This is a genomic window from Gemmiger formicilis, assembly GCF_016900095.1.
Classification (GTDB): domain Bacteria; phylum Bacillota; class Clostridia; order Oscillospirales; family Ruminococcaceae; genus Gemmiger; species Gemmiger formicilis_A.
On record NZ_JACJJP010000002.1, the window covers coordinates 21,202 to 38,646 of the forward strand.

Sequence of the window (17,445 nt, forward strand, 5' to 3'; positions counted from 1 at the left end):
CTTGCATGGTCACGGATATTGCATTAAAAGAAACAAAAAAGCACGGGGCGTTACGTTTTCCGTTCAACATTTACCCGTGCACGATTCCGAAGGATTTTCCCGAAGTGGCGCTGCACTGGCAAAGCAGTATGGAACTGGTGTTCATCAAAAAAGGCAGCGGCATTGTGCAGGTCGGGGGACGTGCCTTGCCTGCACAGGCGGGAGAAGTCTTTGTTTTTACGCCGGGGACCCTTCATGCCTTGTTCCAGTCCCCCGGCATTGTGATGGAATACGAAAATATTATTTTTGATCTTGCGCTGTTGGGCGGGGCGGACGACCTGTGCGACGAGCGCTACCTTTTGCCATTGCAAAGCGGACGCCTGGCCCTGCCGGTTCATCTGACCCCGGAACTTTCCTATTACACCGAGGCGCTGGTGTGCCTGCACGATGCAGAGGAAGCCAACCGCACACGACTGTTCGGCTACGAGTTGGTGATCAAGGGTGCTTTGCTGCGTTTGCTGGGCCTGCTGACGCAAAAAGACGGGAAGCTGTTGTCGTCCGAGAACGCCGACACCCAGCGAATGAAGACGGTACTGCAGCTGATTGCCGATCATTATACGGAAGAGTTGTCCGTAAGTTCCGCGGCCGAAGTCTGCGGGTACAGCACCAGCCACTTCATGCGCTGGTTCAAGCGGATGACCGGGCAGCATTTTACCGCGTTTTTGAACTGTTACCGGCTGAATATTGCCTGCATCGCCTTGCGTTCCGGCAACGACACCATCCTGGCGGTGGCGGAACAGGCAGGCTTCAGAAACCTGTCCTATTTCAACCGCCTCTTCAAAAGCCATTACGGCATTACCCCACAGATGTATCGCAAAAGGGAATAAAGTCCCCTTGCACGGTCACGCCGATGCATAGGCGGCTTGTGCCGCTCCGTAAGAGTTTGTAAAATCCATTGCAGCCAAGCGGCCTGGCCGTTGGAAAGAGACATATTGACATCTCCACGTCGTGTGGCCTAAACTATCTACGTCTTTGTTATTCCTCATTTCAAAGACAACCTCCCTGTTTTTGGAATGTGGTTGGCAAACCCACATCCTATTCTACAGGGAGGTTCTCTTTTGTCTATGGCTAAAGCCGTTTTATTCCACCAGCGGAGCTGGTGGTTTTTTGCGCTTAAGCACTCAAAAAAGGGCGAGCCTATCGAATAGATAGTCTCGCCTTCTTTAGTACAAACATCGGAATCACTGTTCACGTTTGTGGTGCGCAAAAAATAAACCTCCCGGGAGATTCCTCGTGCGGGCAGAGCCTGAAAACTATGACCAAGGCACCTGCTTCTTAGGAAGCAGGTGCTTTTCTTTTATGTACAGGCAAAAAGGAGGCGGGCCGGGAAGGGGACTTCCCGGCCCGCTGGGTGTCAGGCTTTCTTTTTAGTGTCCAGTTCGGCCACCTTTTGTTGGTAGAGCTTCATCAGCTCGGCCACACAGGCGCTTTCGCTTGAAAAAGCAGGGTGCGCCGAAGTAATTCCATATGCAGCTAAAACAGCTTTATCGTTTTTTTGATGCGCCTTTAGCAATTCTGGATATAAAAACATGTTTTCACCGTAAAGATCTGCTAATGAACATTCTGGATATAGGGCTCTTGCATCTATGATTGCTTTGGCCGTTTGTTCTATTTTTTCTTTTGCTTCTTTTGTAGGAGAAGGCCATGGGAATGTATTATAAACAAGCTCTTTTGAATAATTATATCCGTCACCTAAGCGTCCGCCGACTACACGTAACCAAGCCATATGAATATTTGATTCCAAGATACCGAAATGGTAAAGTGTTGCGTTTGCGACAATAAATAATTTGTTGCTGGCAATTATATTCTTATGGAAAAAGCCCATTGGAACATATTTTCTTTTTGAGGTAGAAACTTCAGGGATGGCAAGATAATCTGTTTCGGGCTGAGCAAGCTGTGCAAAGCGAGCCGGGATTTTCGCGTACTGATTGGTAGTTTTTGCTCTGCTGCTCAATCGAAATTCTTGTACCTTTTTTACTCTGTCAATAAGGAAGGGGCTTTTGGCGATAATTTGTGGTGGTGCATCTTTTAACCAAAGACAATAACGATGGGTTCCTTTCATCAATTCAAGAGAACCAATATACGGCAAAATCCACTTTTCAATAGCGGGCTCCTTTTTTATGGCAGCGTCTCTTTCTTCGCATGAAAGAATCAGATTACCACCATCCCGTGGCTGGTTTCCGAAGGCTATAGGCAATGAAATAAAGAGCGGTTTTTTTGCTGGCTTAACGATGATAGATGGTGCCAAAAGTAGGTATGGGCTTATATTGGGACCGGTTTTGAATGTGCCGTTAATGAACAGTTTTTTCATGGGATTAGCATATTGCTGCATGGAAAAGCTGATAATTGTTACAAAAACTTGAGCTGTTTTTTGAGATTCACTTTCCCACTTGAAAGGGGTATAGGCAAAATTGATGGAAACACCCATGTCTTTGATTAAGGTGTTCCAAAGAGGATAGACTTGTTCACCTTGGCAAATACTGCTTGTAGAGACAAATCCTATATTTATATTTGTGCCCTTTATATATCGCGTCGCAACAAAATACCAAGCGGCAACGTAATCAAGGTCTTTGCTAAAATTTTTATACTTATCTGGATTCTCGGAGTTTGTTTCAACGATGTTAATAATATCAGCTTTTTGGCTTTTGGACATTGTCCGTGCGCCGTTAAACGGCGGATTCCCCATAATATAATTCAGCCGGGTCTTGGGCACCACCTCTTCCCAGTTGATCCGCAGGGCATTGCCCTCCACAATATAGGCGTTGGTTTTCAGGGGCAGAAAATCCAGCGGCACCAGCAGGATCTTTTCGGTCTCCTTCATCATCTGGCTTTCGGCAATCCAAAGGGCCGTCTTGGCAACCGTCACCGCAAAGTCGTTGATCTCAATGCCGTAAAACTGGGAAATGGAAATCTGGATGGGGCTTTCGCTGGCGGAATACATGGTCACCTGGCCGTGGGCCAGTTCCAGCAATACCCGATTTTCCAGCCGCCGCAAACTCAAGTAGGTCTCTGTCAGAAAGTTGCCCGACCCGCAAGCCGGATCCAGAAAAGTCAGGGACGCCAGCTTGCGCTGGTAGGCTTTCAGCTTTGCCGTCTTGGTGCGCTCCACCGCTATGGCGCAAATCTCATCCAGTTCCCCTTTCAGCTCATCCAGAAACAAGGGGTCAATGACCTTGTGGATGTTCTCGATGCTGGTATAATGCATGCCGCCGCTGCGGCGGGTATCGGGGTTTAAGGTACTCTCGAACACGGCGCCGAAGATGGTGGGGCTGATCTCCGACCAGTTGAAGTCCTCGCTGGCTTTGGCCAGCAGCAGATCCCTGATCTCATCGGTAAAAGGCGGAATCTCAATATCCTCATCCGAAAACAGACCGCCGTTCACATAGGGGAAGGCCGCCAGCTCCGGGTTGTCGTCCTTCAAGTAGGGGTCCCGGTCCTCCGGCTTGGTGTCCAGCACCCGGAACAGCTCCACCAGCCCTTTGCGCATGCTGCGGGTGTCCATGGCGGAAAGATAGTCGTGGAACATGCCGTGGTGCCCGAAAATCCCCGCATCCTCTGCATACAGACAAAATACCAGGCGCACACACAGTTTATTCAGGCTTTTCTGTGCCCGTTCGCTGTCCGGGTCGGCGTACTGCTTGAAAAAGGCATCGTACAGCAGCCCCACCATCTCACCGGCGGCAATGGACACTTCCATTTCCCGCTTCAGATGCTCGTTGCCGGATTCCACCAGAAACTGCAGGCGGTAAGCTTCGGTTTCCAGTTTTTCCAGTTCGATGACTTCCGGCTCTCCCTGGGGACGTTCCATGTCGTACACATAAAAGGTACTGAAATTGCAGGTGATGACCCACCGGGGATGCCGGGACACGGGCAGTTCGGTGATATACCGCTTGGCCTGCTGGAAGGGGGTCAGATAACTGCCGTCGGACTGGCGGATGCCCTTCTTCAAATCTTTGTCCAGGGCTTTCTGCTCGATCAGAACCCGGGTGGCGGGAATGTACCCGTCTATGAAGCTGGTGTGGTCCAGATGAACCTGGTCTTCAAATTCAATAAACTGTTCTGGGTGCTCCACCCCATACACATCCCGGAGCAAAGAAAGCCAGAATTTCTGACTTTGTCCTTTTTCGTAGCCCTTGCCCTTCCAGTATTCGGCAAACTCTTTTGCGGCTTTCTGCTGCTGCGTTTCGGTCATGTTTTCACACCTCGCCATAGAGAGATCTTATGTACCATCATAACATAAAGCCCCGGGCACGGCAATCGCCTGCCGGGACAAAACAAAAGGCGGAAGGTTGTACACCTTCCGCCTTTTGTCTGTTCTCTGATTGCAGGGGCCCCGGATCTCACGCCCTCACCGGTGCCAGGCCGGCGGCGGATTGCAGGGGATGCTTGCACAGGGCGTTGAACACCGCAATGGAGCGGCCCACCCCCACCATGGACAGGATGGTGCCCAGGCCGATGCCCAGCAGCGCATCGCCGAAGGCAAAGCCGATGAGCAGGGAAGCGGAGACGCAGCCGATGTCAAAGCAGTTCTTGCAGAAACCCAGCTCCTTGCCGAACCGCTGGGCCAGGCTGTTCACAATGCCGTCGCCGGGGTTGGGCACCAGCTGCATGTCCACCGTCATGGCGGCGCCCACCCCGGTCAGGATGATGGCCACCACCAGCAGGGAGATGTCCGCAGGTAGAAACCCGCTCTTATAGGGAATCATGGCCTTGAAGACATTCAAAAATCGGGTAAACACCAGGCTCATCACAAGCTGCAGCAGGTCCACCCAGGTGCGGTTCTTGCCCTTGACCACAAACTGGGCCGCCACCAGCACACAGTAGGCCACCAGGGTCAGGTTGCCGAAGTTCAGCCCTGTCCCTTCGCTGATGGTGAAGGGGATGGACACAATGGCCGAAGCGCCCAGCCCGGTCAGGGTGTTCAGGGTCAGGCCCAGGGCCAGCAGCAACATGCCCAGCAGATACAACACAAAACGGGTCACCAATTTTTGATTGTCTTTTTCCATGTAGATTTCCTTTCTGTATAGTCTGAAAAAACGGGGATCAGCTGCCCAGGTCGTCCGGCATTTCCCGCAATACCAGGAAAAACCGCACCACAAAGGGCAGCGAGACAAAAAAGGCCAGCACATCCGCCACCGGCTGGCCCATCTCCACGCCGGTCATGCCCAGCAGGGTGCTCAGAATCAGCAGGGCCGGAATGAACAACAGACCGCTGCGCAGGCTGGAAAGCAGGGTGGCGGTGCGGTTCTGGCCGATGCTCTGGAACAGCATGTTGGAACACACGGTCAGCGGCTGGAAGAACAGCCCCACCAGCTGCATGGACAGCGCCACCGATCCGATGGCCACCACATCGGGGGCGGGCTGGAACAGGGCAATGAGTTCCGGGCAGAAGAAGAATCCCGCCGCCGCGATGGAGCCCATGAGCACCTCCGACACCAGGAAGGTGAACAGGAACGCCTGCTTGACCCGGCTGTACCGCCTGGCACCGTAGTTGAAGGCGCTGACCGGCTGGAAGCCCTGGCCGATGCCCAGCCCGAAGGAGAAGATGAACTGGGCAATGCGGTTGACGATGCTCATGGCGGCCACGGCGGCGTCACCGTACAGCCGGGCCTGGCCGTTGAGCATCATGGTGGACACGCTGCCCAGACCCTGGCGCATCAGGCTGGGCAGGCCGGTGCGGCAGATCATCAGTACGTCACCCGGGTCCCGGGTCATGTTGCGGGGGGCAATCTTGCTCTGGGTGTGCCCGGCCAGGAACATGTAGAACAGCAGCCCGAAGCTGATGAGCTGGCTCACGCCGGTGGAGATGCCGGCCCCCAGCACCCCCAGGCCGAACCCTTCCATGAGGATCCAGTCCCCGAAGATGTTCAGGATGCCGCCGGAAGTCAGCCCCACCATGGCAAAGGCGGCCTGGCCTTCGTACCGCAGAATGTTGTTCAGCACGCAGCTGGACGCCATGAACGGCGCCCCCAGCAGGATGAACAGGGCGTACTGCCGGGCGTAGGGCAGGATGGTGTCGGTGGAGCCCAGCAGCCGCAGCAGCGGGTCCATGAAGACAAGCCCGCCCACCGTGATGCACAGCCCCGCCCCGAAGGAGCAGAAAAAGCTGGTGGTGGCAAAGCGGGAAGCGCTGTCCACATCCCTGGCGCCCAGACGGCGGCTGATGATGGACCCGGCGCCGTGGCCGAACATGAACCCGAAAGCCTGGATGATGGCCATCAGCCCGAAGACGATGCCCACCGCGCCGGACGCGCTGATGCCCACCCGGCCCACAAACCAGGTATCGGCCATGTTGTAGATGTTGGTGACCAACATGCTGATGGTGGTGGGGATACCCAGCTGAATGACCAGTTTCGGGATGGGGGTTTTGGTCATCTTGTCAAACTGAGCGCTCTGGGAAAGCTGTGTGGTCTGCATGGCAAGTCCCTTTCTGCCGCAAGGCACAAAAAAAGAGCGTGCCGGCCGCGGCAAACCCGCAGTCCGGCACAAATCGTGTCTATCTTTCAGTATACCACCGGTTGGGGGTGGATGCAAGGCGGGATACTAATAGGGAAAAGGCTCCCCTGTGCAAGGGGAGCTGGCGCCGAAGGCGACGGAGGGGTTGTGGACCCGAAGGGCATTGCCTGTGAACGGGACATCCGGCAGCCTTGCCAACCCCTCCGGGGCTGCGCCCCACCTCCCCTTACACAGGGGAGGCATCCGGCAGGGGTGCCCCCGCCCCATTCATTCCATTTCCTCCTTTTTCTCCCCGCACACGCAATCTCCGAACCGCTTGATATACGCCTGGATGTCATCAAAAATGGGCATCAGGGCTTCGCCGTGTTCGGTCAGGCTGTACTCCACCCGGGGCGGCACCTCCCCGTAATCATGGCGGGAAATCAGCCCGTCCGCCGCCAGCTCCTTCAGCTGGTTGCTCAGCATCTTGTGGGTCACCCCGCCCAGCAGATTGCGCAGCTCCCCGTAGCGCAGGGTGCCGTGGGCCCCCACCATGAACAGAATCCGCATCTTCCACTTTCCGCTGATCTGCTCCATCACCTGTTCCATCTTGTCACAGCCTACGTCCGCATAACGGCAGTTGCATCCCGGTCCCGGTCTCATGGTCATACTCTCCTTTTGGATAGCGGTATCTTTTAAGTGCGTACTTGCCTTTTTGGCAAATCAGGATAGAATAAGAATACCACCAAAATTCTGTTGCCGCAAGCCCGGGGCTGCGGTACAATAAAAGCATGCCCTGCCTGCTTTTTCGGGCCGGGTAAACCTTATATAAAAGAAGGAACACACAACCATGCAGCTGCAACAACTTTTTGATTTTCTGCACGCGGGGGTCACCCCCTTCCACGCCGTGGCCCACGCCGCGTCCCTGCTGGACGCCGCCGGCTTCACCCGCCTGGAAGAGGCCGATTACTGGAACCTGGAACCCGGCCGCGGCTACTATACCACCCGCAACAACTCCTCCATCATCGCCTGGCGGGTGCCCGACCACGCCATCGGCGGCTGGCGCGTCACCGCCAGCCACAGCGATTCCCCCACCTGGCGCATCAAGAACACCGCCGTCACCTCGGCGGGCTGCACCCGCCTGAACGTGGAAGGCTACGGCGGCATGAACATGGCCACCTGGCTGGACCGCCCCCTGTCCATTGCGGGCCGGGTGCTGGTGCGCACCGAAGACGGCCTGGAATCCCGGCTGGTGGATCTGGACCGGGACCTGGTGGTGATTCCCTCCCTGGCCATCCACATGGACCGCACCGTCAACGACGGCCACAAGTACAACCCCCAGGTGGACATGCAGCCGCTGTACGGCCCCGAGGGCTGCCGTCCGCTGCCCGCCCTGCTGGCCGAGGCCCTGGGCGTGGCCGAGGAAGAGATGGTGGACTATGACCTGACCCTGTACACCCGGCAGGTGCCCACCGCCATCGGCCCGGCAGGGGAATACTTCATGGCCCCCCGCATCGACGACCTGGAATGCGCCGCCACCACTCTGTTCGGCTTCCTTTCCGCCGCCGATGCCACCGACAGCGCCTGCGCCCCGGTCTGGGCCATGTTCGACAACGAGGAAGTGGGCAGCGGCACCCGGCAGGGGGCGGCCAGCGTTTTCCTGCGGGATGTGCTGGACCGCATCTATGACGCGGTGCCCCACAGCGCCCAGGGCATGCAGCGGGCGCTGGCCAACAGCTTTGTGCTCAGCGCCGACAACGCCCACGCCACCCATCCCAACTTTGCGGACAAGGCCGACCCCGCCAACCCGGTGCGGCTGGGCGGCGGTCTGGTGCTGAAGATCAACGCCAGCCAGAAATACACCACCAACGCCCTGTCCGGGGCGGTGGTCAAGGAGATCTGCCGCCTGGCCGATGTAAAAGTGCAGCAGTTCGCCAACCGGGCGGACCTGCCCGGCGGTTCCACCCTGGGCAATTTGCAGAGCCACACCCTGCCGGTGCCCATGGCGGACATCGGTCTGGCCCAGCTGGGCATGCACAGCGCGGTGGAGACCGCCGCCGTGTCCGACGCCGACGCCATGGTGCGGGCGGTGGATGCCTTCTACCGCACCCACCTGCGCTGCCTGGGCGACGGCCGGTACACCCTGGAGGCCGCCCAATGACCGTAGGCCGGTACGCACCCAGCCCCAGCGGCCGGATGCACCTGGGCAACCTGTGCTGCTGTCTGCTGGCCTGGCTCTCCGCCAAGAGCAAGGGGGGCAAGGTGGTGCTGCGCATCGAGGACCTGGACCAGGCCCGCTGCCCCCGCAAATTTGCGGAGCTGCTGCAGCAGGATCTGGACTGGCTGGGTCTTTCCGCCGACGAGGGCGGGGACAAGGGCGGCCCGGACGGCCCCTACTACCAGAGCGAGCGCAGCGGAATCTATCAACAATTTTATGACATCCTGTGGAAAAAGGGGCTGGTCTATCCCTGCTTTTGCAGCCGCAGCCAGCTCCACGCCGCCGACGCCCCCCACCGCAGCGACGGCCAGGTGGTCTACGCCGGCACCTGCCGGCACCTGACCCCCGAAGAGGTGGCGGAAAAATCCCGCCGCCGTCCCCCCGCCTGGCGGGTCCGGGTGCCGGAGGAGACCATCGGCTTCACCGACGGCCACCTGGGCTATTACGAGGAAAACCTGGCCCGGGACTGCGGGGACTTCTACCTGCGCCGGGCGGACGGGGTGTTTGCCTACCAGCTGGCGGTGGTGGTGGATGATGCCCTCATGGGTGTCACCGAGGTGGTGCGGGGGGCGGACCTGCTCTCCAGCACGCCGCGGCAGCTGTGGCTTTACCGCACCCTGGGCCTGCAAGCCCCGGAATTTACCCACATGCCTTTGCTGCTGGCCCCGGACGGCCGGCGGCTGTCCAAGCGGGACGGGGACGAAAGCCTGGAACATCTGCAGGCGAAATACACCCCCGAAGAGATCATCGGGCGGCTGGCCTACGCCTGTGGATTGCAGAAGGCCCCCGACCCCCGCACCCCCGCCGAGCTGGCGGAGAATTTTTCCTGGGAAAAGGTGCCCCGGCGGGACATTGTCCTGCCCGAAGGGCTGTTTTGATGAACGCGGTGAGGAGCACCGCAACGGAAAGGAAGTGTACGTATGCAGCGGTTTGAAGTGACCGGCATGAGCTGCGCCGCCTGCAGCGCTCATGTGGAAAAGGCGGTGGCCGCGGTGCCCGGGGTATCCGGGGTGGCGGTAAGCCTGCTGACCAACAGCATGCAGGTGGAGTACGAGGGCGACCCCGTACCCGATGATGTGATTGCGGCGGTGGAGGCGGCGGGCTACGGCGCCGCCGTGGCCGAGGAATCCGACCTGGCCGACGGCCTGGAGGATACCGAGACCCCCAAAATGCGCCGCCGTCTGATTTACAGTCTGTGTTTCCTGGTACCGCTGATGTACCTGAGCATGGGCCATATGGTGGGCCTGCCCCTGCCGCCCTTCCTGGAAGGGGACGGTGCGGGGGCCATCCTCTTCGGCGTCTGCCAGCTGGCCCTGACCCTGCCGGTGTGCTGGATCAACCGGGCCTTCTTCATCAGCGGCTGGAAAGGGGTGCGCAGCCTGTCCCCGGGCATGGACACCCTGGTGGCCATGGGCGCCGGGGCGGCGCTGGTCTACGGCGTCTTCGCCATCATTATGATGGGCGCGGGCCTGGCCGCAGGCAACCCGGACCAGGTCATGCAGTTCCGCCACGACCTGTATTTTGAATCCGCCGCCATGATCCTGACCCTGATCACGGTGGGCAAGATGTTGGAAGCCTACTCCAAGGGCAAGACCACCAGCGCGCTGAAAAGCCTGATGCAGCTGGCGCCTCCCACCGCCCATCTGCTGCGGGAGGACGGGGAGTTCACCGTGCCTGTGGAACAGGTGCGGGTGGGGGACCTCTTCCTGGTGCGTCCCGGCGAAAGCATCCCGGTGGACGGGGTTGTGGAGCAGGGCCAGTCCAGCGTGAACGAGGCCGCCCTCACCGGCGAGAGCATGCCGGTGGACAAGAACCCCGGCAGCCCGGTGAGCGCCGCCACCATCAACCAGAACGGCGCCCTGACCTGCCGGGCCACCCGGGTGGGGCAGGACACCACCCTCAGCCAGGTCATCCGGCTGGTGGCGGACGCCGCCTCCACCAAGGCACCCCTGGCCCGCACCGCCGACAAGGTGGCCGGCATCTTTGTGCCCACGGTCATCGGCATTGCGGCGGTGACCCTGGTCATCTGGCTGCTCATTGGCAAACCCTTTGACTTTGCCCTGGCCCGGGGCATCAGCGTGCTGGTCATCAGCTGCCCCTGCGCCCTGGGCCTGGCCACCCCTGTGGCCGTCATGGTGGGCTCCGGGGTGGGGGCCCGCAGCGGTATCCTCTTCAAGACCGCCGCCAGCCTGGAAGCCACCGGTTACACCGACACCGTGGTGCTGGACAAGACCGGCACCGTGACCACCGGCGAACCCACGGTGGTGGAGATCGTGGGCACCCGCCAGGTGCCCCAGAAGTTCCTGCTGGGCATGGCCGCCGCCCTGGAAAGCCAGAGCGAGCATCCCCTGGCCAAGGCGGTGCTGGCCTGCGCCAAGGAAAACGGTGTGCGCCCCTCCATGGTCAAGGATGTGCAGGCGGTGCCGGGCAAGGGCCTGGTGGGCAAGATGGCCGGCAAGGTCATGGCCGGCGGCAACGAGGCGTTCATCCGCAGCCAGGCCGACGTGCCCGACGACCTGCTGGAAGCGGGCGCCCGGCTGGCAGAGCAGGGGGCCACACCCCTCTACTTCTCTCTGGACGGCCATGCCGCCGGGGTCATCGGGGTGGCGGATTCGGTCAAGCCCAGCAGCAAGCAGGCCATTGCCGAACTGCGGGCCCTGGGCCTGCACGTGGTGCTGCTCACCGGTGACAACGCCCGGACCGCCGCCTACATTGCCCAGCAGGTGGGCCTGGCGGAAGACGACGTGGTGGCCGGGGTGCTGCCCGCAGGCAAGGAAGCGGAAGTCCGCCGCCTGCAGGCGGAAGGCCGGGTGGCCATGGTGGGCGACGGCATCAACGACGCCCCTGCCCTGACCCGGGCGGACACCGGCATTGCCATCGGCGCCGGGGCGGACGTGGCCCTGGACGCCGCCGACGTGGTGCTGGTGCGCAGCGACCCGGCGGACGTGGCCGCGGCGGTGCGCCTGTCCCGCAAGGTGGTCACCAACATCCACGAAAACCTGTTCTGGGCCTTCTTCTACAACGCCATCTGCATTCCGCTGGCGGCGGGCGTGCTCTACCCGCTGGGCATCCTGCTCAACCCCATGATCGCCGCCGCCGCCATGAGCCTGTCCAGCGTCTGTGTGGTGACCAACGCCCTGCGGCTGAACACCGTTGACCCCCACAATTCCACCCACGACGCCCCGCCCAAGCGCAAGGCGCCGCCCCGGGAGGAACTGCCCGAACCCAAAGCCTGCCCGGTGGCCTGCCCGGTTGCCGCGGCGGATTCCACAACCATGAAAGGAGAACCTACCATGAAAAAGACCATTCATATTGAAGGCATGATGTGTGCCCACTGCGAAGCCACCGTCAAGAAGGCGCTGGAAGCCCTGGACGGGGTACAGAACGCCGAAGTCAGCCATGAGGCCGGTACCGCCGTGGTGACCCTGAACGGGGATGTGGCCGACGACGCCCTGCGGGACGCCGTGCAGGCCAAGGACTACAAGGTTACCGGGATCGAGGGATGAGCGCCCCCGAGCGCCGTCACTGGCGGTTCACCGGCAGCGTGCAGGGGGTGGGGTTCCGCTACCGTGCCCAGTATGCGGCGTCGCTGCTGGGGCTGACCGGCTGGGTGGTGAACAACTGGGACGGCAGCGTGGAGCTGGAAGCCCAGGGCGACCCCGCCGTGCTGGATAAGCTGGTACCCACCCTGACTTCCACCAGCAAGTGGATCATGATCGAGAACATGACCTGCCGCACCGTCCCCCTGGAGGAAAACGAACGGGGGTTCCGCGTGCGGGGCTGAGCCCAACATACAAAATAACCCCCGGGACGTTCCCTTGTCTGGAAGGGACTGTCCCGGGGGTTTTATTGCTTTTGGCTGTTTGATGTTGTGGCTGCTTGGCAGACGGCTGCCAGCCGGAGTGTTGTCGCTTTTTGCCGCCAAAAAGCGACGGAAAAACCGCCACCGTTTCGAGGCGGTGGACGCCGACCAGGGTTTTCAACCCTGGACCCGTGTGCGGCCACCCCTCCGGGACGGCCTACTCAGGTCCTGGGGGACCTGAGCAAGGAAAATTTTTGAAATGCCGCTTCCGGAAAGCCTCCCCTGTGTAAGGGGAGGTGCCGCGCAGCGGCGGTGGGGTTGGAAAACCTGCGGCATTTCCCGTTACCGGTCAACACCCCCAAGCTCACAACCCCTCAGTCAGCCTACGGCTGCCAGCTCCCCTTGCACAGGGGAGCCAATTTCGGCTCGTCCGGAAAGCCTCCCCTGTGTAAGGGGAGGTGCCGCGCAGCGGCGGTGGGGTTGGCAAGTCTGCGCTATATCCCATTACCGGGCAAAAAGTTACCCCCACCTGCTTGCGGTAACAGGTGGGGGCTTTGGGGTATCGTTTTGGTGTGAGGAGGAATCATGTTCCAGGGTAACGGTTGCGGCTCCGTTCCCTGTGCTAATACAATACCCAATACTTGCGAAAAATCTATTATCTTCCTGTGAACTTTCTGTTAATTTCGCAGGAAACACGCGTTTTTGTAAAAATACTCGGTGTAACGTATAAATATACCCGCAAAAAATAGACGTTTCGGCCGTTTTTGTACAAAAATCAGGAGCCGTTCCAGAAGAATTTTTCGCAAAAGTTGTAAATTTTCCCGGGGGGCAGGCAAAAAGCCGGTCCCGCCCGGCAAGCACCCCACATTCCACAATAGCCCCTAAAATTGTGGAAAACTTTCCCCGCCGGTCGCCGGGCAGCGGGGGAGAGTCCCCCGCCGCCAGACAAAAGGACAAACAAAGGGGTGAAGAAAGGGGCAAACAAAAGGCCGACCAAAAGGGCAAAACAAAAAAGGCGGTGTCACACCGCCCCGTAAATGCCCCGCACGCTCACCTCGCCGGTGAACACATGCACATCGCCGCCCCCGTCGTCTTCCACCACCAGGCGGCCTTGCTCGTCAATGTCCACGGCGGTGCCGCTGCCGCCCTCAAAGGTCACATGCCGGCCCAGGTTCACGCACAAAGCCTTGTACTCCTCCCGGCAGGCGGCAAAGCCCTCCCGCTCAAAGGCGTAGAGCTCTCTGTCAAACCCGAAAGCCGTCAGGTCCCGGGCCAGGGCGTCGGCGTCCTCGGGCAGATGCACAGCCGCCCCCTGCAGGGCCAGGCTGGTGCCGTGGGGCAGACCCGCGGCGTCAAAATAGCTCTGGGGCTGGGCCAGGTTGAACCCGATGCCCGAAAGCGCGGTCACCTTGGGGCCCTGGACCACCGTTTCGCACAGGATTCCCACGATCTTCTTGCCGTTGAGCAGCAGATCGTTGGGCCACTTGATGCGGCAGTCCACCCCGTATTGGCGGCGCAGCGCCCGGGCGGCCGCCAGGCTGGAATACAGCGACAGCGCCGCCGTGTCCGCCAGGGGAATCTGCAGGACGGCGGTGTAATACAGCGCCTGGCCGTTGGCGTTCACCCATTGGCGGCCCAGCCGTCCCCGGCCCGCCGTCTGGCTGGTGGTGTACACCGCCCCCACCGGGCCGAATCTGTCCAGATGGGCCTTGGCCCAGGTGTTGGTGCTGTCGGTTTCCTCCAGCCGGATCAGGGTATTGGGTTCGCTTGTCTCTTTCATAAGTCCTGGGGCACCTGCTTCCAGCCGAAGGCACAGCGGCCGTCGGTGATGGTGATGACCCCGTAGCTGCCCAGGTCCCGCAGACTGCCCGGGTTGAACAGCGCCGGGGTGGTCAGGGTGGCGGCCCGCAGGGTCTTGTAGTGGGTGTGGCCGAAGAGCGCCACGTCGGCGCCCCGGGCTCCGGCGGCTTCCTGCAGCTGCTCAAAGCCGGATTTCACCCCGTAATGGTGGCCGTGGGTGTAGAAAAACAGCACCCCGCCGAAGGGCGCCAGCCCTTCCGCCGGGTCCTGGGCGCCGAAATCGCAGTTGCCCCGCACCCGGTAGATGGGGTAGGGGGGCTGCATCCGGTTTTGCAGGATGGCCTGGTCCAGGTCGTACAATCCGTCGCCCAGAAAGAACAGGGCGTCGGACTGTTCGTGGCGCAGGATCCAGCGCAGCCGGGTCAGGCGCCCGTGGGTGTCGCTGACAACCAGGATGGTCGATACGTCTTCCGCCATGGGGAAAACCTCTTTCTTTCAAGGATTCTCGGCGGGCAAGAGCTTCACTCTCCCCGCACCAGCTGCCGGTAGATCTCCCCCTTGGAATAGGGGGTACCCGCCGCGGCCTGTTTCGCCGCCGCCGAAGGCGGCATGCCGCCCTCCATCAGGGTGCGGGCCGCGGCCACGGCGTCCTCCAGGGTGGGGGTGTCCGCCGCCTCGGCGGGCGCTTCCGCCCCCGCCAGCACCAGCACATACTCCCCCCGGGGCTCGGTCTCGGCGTACAGCGCCGCCGCTTCGCCCAGGGTGGTCTTGTTGATCTCCTCGTGCAGCTTGGTCAGCTCCCGGCACAGGGTCACCGATCGGTCCGGCCCGCAGGTTTTGATCAGGTCGTCCAGGGTGGTGCGCAGCTTGTGGGGCGCTTCATAGAGAAGGATGGTCCGGGTTTCGGCTTTCAATGCATCCAGCCGTTCCCGGCGCTCCTTTTTGGGCACCGGCAGAAAGCCCTCAAAGACAAACCGGGCGGTTTTCTGCCCGGACACCGCCAGGGCGGTGACGCAGGCCGAAGCCCCCGGCACAGGCACCACATGGATGCCCCGGGCCAGGGCCTCGGTGACGATCTGTTCCCCCGGGTCGCTGATGCAGGGCATACCCGCATCCGAGCACAAGGCGCAGCTTTCGCCGGCCTCGATGCGCTCCAGAATGGCCGCCCCGTGGTGCAGAGCGTGTTCATAATAGCTGACCATGGGTTTCTTCAGCCCCAGATGGTTCAGCAGTTTCAGGGTCACGCGGGTGTCCTCCGCCGCCACGAAATCCGCCGCGCCGAAGGTGGCCGCCACCCGGGGCGGCATGTCGTCCAGGTTGCCGATGGGGGTGGCCACAATGTACAGGGTCCCGGCCATGGGTCAGTCCTCCTTGTCCGGCTTTACCGGGACACGGCGTCCCCCGCGCAGATACTCGCACTCCGACCGCTTGTAGGTCTTGGGGGTCAGGCTCTCCACGCAGCGCACCTTCAGGGTGCCGGAGATGACATTCACCTCGGTGACGGTGCCTTCCCCGTCGGGGGTGCGCACCACGCTGCCCACCTGGGGGGTGATGCTGTTCAGATATTCGTAGCTCTTCTGCTCATAGGCCAGGCAGCACATCAGCCGCCCGCAGGCGCCGCTGATCTTGGCCGGGTTCAGGGAAAGCCCCTGCTCCTTGGCCATCTTGATGGACACGGGCTGGAAGTTCTTCAGGAACCGGCTGCAGCAGAAAGGCTGCCCGCAGACGCCCAGGCCCCCCAGCATCTTGCTTTCGTCCCGCACGCCGATCTGGCGCAGCTCGATGCGGGTGTGGAACTGGGAAGCCAGGTCCTTGACCAGCTCCCGGAAATCCACCCGGTTGTCGGCGGTGAAGTAGAAGACCAGCTTGTTGCGGTCCAGGGTGTACTCGGCGTCGATGAGCTTCATCTGCAGCTTGTGGGCGGCGATGCGCTGCTCGCAGATGGCAAAGGCCTTGCGCTCGTCGGTGCGGTTCTGGCGCATACGGCGGATGTCCATGCCGTCGGCCATGCGCTGTACCGGCTTGATCTCCCGGGAAAAACCGGTGTCCGGCAGGTCGTGACAACCCCGGACCACCTCGCCGCATTCCACCCCGCGGGCGGTTTCCACAATGACGAAGTCGCCGGTCTCCACAACCAGGCTGCCGGGATCGAAGTAGTAGGACCGGCCGCTTTCCTTGAATTTGACAGAGATGACTTTCATGCTTGTATTCCTTTGGTTTTATGGGTCTTGGGCGGTGGCCGCGGCTGCCAGCAGGGTCAGGGTCAGGCGCAGGTTGGCGTTGCCGGCCATGGCCTTCATGGCGTCCCCGGCTGCCCGGGCCAGCCGGGCGGCGGCAGGGGCCGAAAGCCCGTCGAACCCCGGGCGGCGCAAAGCGGCGCTGGCCGCAATGCGGGTCTGGGCCAGCAGGCGGGCGGCGCCTTCCTTGTCCTTCTCATACTTGGCCAGCAAAGCGGCGGCCCGGTAGGTGTCCCGCACTTCGGCCTGGCGGCACAGGTCCCGGGCGGCGGCCCGGGCGGCTTTCACCGCCGGGTCCCGCATGACGGCCAGGGCCGAACCGATGTGCCCCTCATACAAAAAGGCCAGGTCCGCCGCCTGGCGGTCGTCCAGGTCGGGCAGAGCCGCCCGCAAAGCGGCGGCGCACTCGGCTTCGGGCACCGGGGCCACGGTGTAGGCGGCGCACCGGCTGCGGATGGTGGGCAGCACCGCCGCCGCACTGGAAGCCGTCAGCAGGAACACCACCCCTTCGGGGGGCTCCTCCATGATCTTCAGCATGGCGTTGGCCGAAGCCCCGTTCAGGTTCTGGGCACCGTAAATGAACAGCACCCGCCCCGCCGCGTCGGCGGACAGGGCGCTGTGCTGGATCTTCTCCCGGGCGTCCCGGATGCGTTCCACCTTGATCTGGCCGGACGCACCTTCCCCCCGGATGGTGATACATTCGCTGTCCTCCCCGCGCAGCACCGCCTCGGCGTGGGGGCCGCCGGCAGGGTAGAGGTAATCCGCCCCCAGGCAGCGCGCGGCAAAGCCCGCCCCGCAGCCCGGTTCCCCGATGAGCAGAATGCTGTGGGGCAGCCGGCCGGAGCGCAGCGCCGCGGCCAGATCCTGTTTCAGGGCATGGTTGCCGGCAAGGCGGTCCAGCATGCCGGTGGAGC

The 17,445-nt window shown here is 61.3% G+C and carries 14 protein-coding genes; 5 read left to right on the forward strand and 9 right to left on the reverse strand.

Annotated elements, in window-relative coordinates:
* Nucleotides 1-5: 5 nt before the first annotated feature.
* The gene (locus H6B15_RS01140; RefSeq protein ID WP_007048701.1) at nt 6-866 is read left to right on the forward strand and encodes a helix-turn-helix domain-containing protein; all 861 of its coding nucleotides are present in this window, start codon (nt 6-8) and stop codon (nt 864-866) included.
* 527 nt (nt 867-1,393) lie between these two features.
* Here the strand turns inward: H6B15_RS01140 and H6B15_RS01145 are convergent.
* The 4 genes from H6B15_RS01145 to H6B15_RS01160 all read right to left on the reverse strand — a co-directional run bounded on the left by H6B15_RS01145 (nt 1,394) and on the right by H6B15_RS01160 (nt 7,137).
* Complete coding sequence (locus H6B15_RS01145; RefSeq protein ID WP_204645218.1) at nt 1,394-4,231, reverse strand: DNA methyltransferase; 2,838 nt, start codon at nt 4,229-4,231, stop codon at nt 1,394-1,396.
* A 148-nt stretch (nt 4,232-4,379) separates the two neighbouring features.
* Nucleotides 4,380-5,045: a DUF6198 family protein gene (locus tag H6B15_RS01150; protein WP_204645220.1), complete on the reverse strand. Its 666-nt coding sequence runs from the start codon at nt 5,043-5,045 to the stop codon at nt 4,380-4,382.
* Between the two features lie 37 nt (nt 5,046-5,082).
* Entirely contained in the window at nt 5,083-6,456 is a 1,374-nt protein-coding gene (locus H6B15_RS01155) for an MATE family efflux transporter (protein WP_204645222.1), read from the reverse strand.
* 306 nt (nt 6,457-6,762) lie between these two features.
* On the reverse strand, nt 6,763-7,137 hold the full coding sequence (locus tag H6B15_RS01160; RefSeq protein ID WP_430661820.1) for a winged helix-turn-helix transcriptional regulator: 375 nt from the start codon (nt 7,135-7,137) through the stop codon (nt 6,763-6,765).
* Between the two features lie 187 nt (nt 7,138-7,324).
* Here H6B15_RS01160 and H6B15_RS01165 point away from each other — a divergent pair, with 187 nt between their 5' ends.
* From H6B15_RS01165 to H6B15_RS01180, 4 genes are read left to right on the forward strand one after another with little or no spacing between them, the layout of a single operon-like run.
* A complete protein-coding gene (locus tag H6B15_RS01165; protein WP_204645224.1) occupies nt 7,325-8,635 on the forward strand; it encodes a M18 family aminopeptidase in 1,311 nt (436 codons plus the stop codon).
* Entirely contained in the window at nt 8,632-9,570 is a 939-nt protein-coding gene (gene gluQRS, locus H6B15_RS01170) for a tRNA glutamyl-Q(34) synthetase GluQRS (protein WP_204645227.1), read from the forward strand. The genes H6B15_RS01165 and gluQRS overlap by 4 nt, the downstream gene beginning before the upstream one ends.
* A gap of 42 nt (nt 9,571-9,612) precedes the next feature.
* A complete protein-coding gene (locus tag H6B15_RS01175; protein ID WP_204645229.1) occupies nt 9,613-12,198 on the forward strand; it encodes a heavy metal translocating P-type ATPase in 2,586 nt (861 codons plus the stop codon).
* On the forward strand, nt 12,195-12,476 hold the full coding sequence (locus H6B15_RS01180; RefSeq protein WP_204645231.1) for an acylphosphatase: 282 nt from the start codon (nt 12,195-12,197) through the stop codon (nt 12,474-12,476). The genes H6B15_RS01175 and H6B15_RS01180 overlap by 4 nt, the downstream gene beginning before the upstream one ends.
* Nucleotides 12,477-13,515: 1,039 nt before the next feature.
* On the opposite strand, the gene H6B15_RS01185 is transcribed toward H6B15_RS01180, so the two are convergent.
* The 5 genes from H6B15_RS01185 to H6B15_RS01205 are packed head-to-tail and all read right to left on the reverse strand — an operon-like array spanning nt 13,516 to nt 17,434.
* Nucleotides 13,516-14,274, reverse strand: a complete 759-nt coding sequence (locus tag H6B15_RS01185; protein WP_204645233.1) for a biotin--[acetyl-CoA-carboxylase] ligase — start codon at nt 14,272-14,274, stop codon at nt 13,516-13,518.
* Nucleotides 14,271-14,771, reverse strand: a complete 501-nt coding sequence (locus H6B15_RS01190) for a YfcE family phosphodiesterase (protein ID WP_204645235.1) — start codon at nt 14,769-14,771, stop codon at nt 14,271-14,273. The genes H6B15_RS01185 and H6B15_RS01190 overlap by 4 nt, the downstream gene beginning before the upstream one ends.
* Nucleotides 14,772-14,815: 44 nt before the next feature.
* Nucleotides 14,816-15,652, reverse strand: a complete 837-nt coding sequence (gene rsmI, locus H6B15_RS01195) for a 16S rRNA (cytidine(1402)-2'-O)-methyltransferase (protein ID WP_204645237.1) — start codon at nt 15,650-15,652, stop codon at nt 14,816-14,818.
* Nucleotides 15,653-15,655: 3 nt separating this feature from the next.
* The gene (locus H6B15_RS01200) at nt 15,656-16,495 is read right to left on the reverse strand and encodes a PSP1 domain-containing protein (RefSeq protein ID WP_204645239.1); all 840 of its coding nucleotides are present in this window, start codon (nt 16,493-16,495) and stop codon (nt 15,656-15,658) included.
* Between the two features lie 18 nt (nt 16,496-16,513).
* A complete protein-coding gene (locus H6B15_RS01205) occupies nt 16,514-17,434 on the reverse strand; it encodes a hypothetical protein (protein WP_204645241.1) in 921 nt (306 codons plus the stop codon).
* Between the last annotated feature and the right edge of the window lie 11 nt (nt 17,435-17,445).

What these genes read in the sequence shown, in the direction of transcription:
- H6B15_RS01140 (WP_007048701.1), top strand. Translation starts at nt 6, where the DNA reads ATGGTCACGGATATTGCATTAAAAGAAACAAAAAAGCACGGGGCGTTA.
- H6B15_RS01145 (WP_204645218.1), bottom strand. Translation starts at nt 4,231, where the DNA reads ATGACCGAAACGCAGCAGCAGAAAGCCGCAAAAGAGTTTGCCGAATAC.
- H6B15_RS01150 (WP_204645220.1), bottom strand. Translation starts at nt 5,045, where the DNA reads ATGGAAAAAGACAATCAAAAATTGGTGACCCGTTTTGTGTTGTATCTG.
- H6B15_RS01155 (WP_204645222.1), bottom strand. Translation starts at nt 6,456, where the DNA reads ATGCAGACCACACAGCTTTCCCAGAGCGCTCAGTTTGACAAGATGACC.
- H6B15_RS01160 (WP_430661820.1), bottom strand. Translation starts at nt 7,137, where the DNA reads ATGAGACCGGGACCGGGATGCAACTGCCGTTATGCGGACGTAGGCTGT.
- H6B15_RS01165 (WP_204645224.1), top strand. Translation starts at nt 7,325, where the DNA reads ATGCAGCTGCAACAACTTTTTGATTTTCTGCACGCGGGGGTCACCCCC.
- gluQRS (WP_204645227.1), top strand. Translation starts at nt 8,632, where the DNA reads ATGACCGTAGGCCGGTACGCACCCAGCCCCAGCGGCCGGATGCACCTG.
- H6B15_RS01175 (WP_204645229.1), top strand. Translation starts at nt 9,613, where the DNA reads ATGCAGCGGTTTGAAGTGACCGGCATGAGCTGCGCCGCCTGCAGCGCT.
- H6B15_RS01180 (WP_204645231.1), top strand. Translation starts at nt 12,195, where the DNA reads ATGAGCGCCCCCGAGCGCCGTCACTGGCGGTTCACCGGCAGCGTGCAG.
- H6B15_RS01185 (WP_204645233.1), bottom strand. Translation starts at nt 14,274, where the DNA reads ATGAAAGAGACAAGCGAACCCAATACCCTGATCCGGCTGGAGGAAACC.
- H6B15_RS01190 (WP_204645235.1), bottom strand. Translation starts at nt 14,771, where the DNA reads ATGGCGGAAGACGTATCGACCATCCTGGTTGTCAGCGACACCCACGGG.
- rsmI (WP_204645237.1), bottom strand. Translation starts at nt 15,652, where the DNA reads ATGGCCGGGACCCTGTACATTGTGGCCACCCCCATCGGCAACCTGGAC.
- H6B15_RS01200 (WP_204645239.1), bottom strand. Translation starts at nt 16,495, where the DNA reads ATGAAAGTCATCTCTGTCAAATTCAAGGAAAGCGGCCGGTCCTACTAC.
- H6B15_RS01205 (WP_204645241.1), bottom strand. Translation starts at nt 17,434, where the DNA reads ATGCTGGACCGCCTTGCCGGCAACCATGCCCTGAAACAGGATCTGGCC.